Annotated in this window: 1 protein-coding gene; it reads left to right on the forward strand. The window is 77.4% G+C overall.

The features are described 5' to 3' along the window. The first annotated feature begins 99 nt into the window (after window positions 1–99). Window positions 100–999: a hypothetical protein gene (locus tag HYE82_RS36670; protein WP_179178544.1), complete on the forward strand. Its 900-nt coding sequence runs from the start codon at window positions 100–102 to the stop codon at window positions 997–999. Window positions 1,000–1,171: the final 172 nt, after the last annotated feature.

The raw sequence follows: 1,171 nt of genomic DNA on the forward strand, positions 1-1,171 counted from the left end.
CCCGTCGGCCGCCCCGCGCCCCCCGCGGCCGTCCGCCGCCGACCCGGTGGCCCCGCGCGCCCGCACCACCGGCACCGCACCCCACGAGAGGCAGTACCCGTGACCGACCACCACGCCGAGCACCCCGCGTGGAGCGAGGCCGACGCCCCGACGGCGCCGTCCGCCCCGGCCGGCTCACCCATGAACCCCGCCGACGCCGCCGACGCGGCCCGGCTCGTCGCCTTCGGACTCCAGCCCAAGCTGCAGCCCGCCCGCGACGCCGAGTACGCCGAGCTGCTGCGCCGCTACCGCGAGGACCCCGCCTTCGGCCGCCTTGCCGACGCCGTCGCCACCGGCCTCGGGCTCATCGTCCTGGAGGTGTCCCCGCGCGCCGGCATGGCCGTGGCCGCAGACGAGGACTCCGTCTTCGCCGTCCGCATGGGCGACTACGCCCGCCGCACCACCGCCGACTCCGGCGACCGGTTCCTGCACGGCCTCGCCCATCTCGCCCTCGCCGCCCTCGCCTTCCCCCGCCCCGAGGACCTCGCCGACGACGGCTACATCGGCCGCGTCACCGTCAACGGCGTCGACGCCTTCGTCCGCCAGGCCTGCCGCCGCCTGGAGGAGCGGGCCGCGGAGACCGGCGAGAACACCGACCCGGCCACCGACGCCCCCGGCCTGGAGGCCGCCTGGCGCGTCTACGCCCGCCGCAGCTCCACCGGCGCCACCAAGGACGCCCGCCGCCTCGCCGGCTCCACCACGGGCATCGTCGGCAAGGCCGCCGCCTTCCTCACCGACTCCGGGTTCCTCCAGCGCACCGGCGACGATGCCGGCGGCACCTACCGCACCACCCCCCGCTACCAGCTCCAGGTCCGCGACATGGCGGGCAGCGCGGCCATGGCCGAACTCCTGGAACTCGGCGTGGTCAGCGTCAGCGACGGCACCGCCAGCCTCCTCCCGCCGCCCGAGGGCGACGACCTGGAGCTCGCCCCCGACGCCGGCCTGCCCTTCCACGCCTGAGCCCCGCGCTCGCCCGGGCCCCGCGCCCCACCCACCGCACGTCCCGTACCACCCACCAGACACCACGAGAGCCCGCCGCCATGTACGAGCTGTCCCGGATCCGCCTCTACTCCATCGGGCCCGCCGGCGCACGCTACGCCGACACCGTGCTCGACCTGCGCGGAGTCGGCGT

This window comes from Streptomyces sp. BR123, assembly GCF_013401435.1.
Classification (GTDB): Bacteria; Actinomycetota; Actinomycetes; order Streptomycetales; family Streptomycetaceae; genus Streptomyces.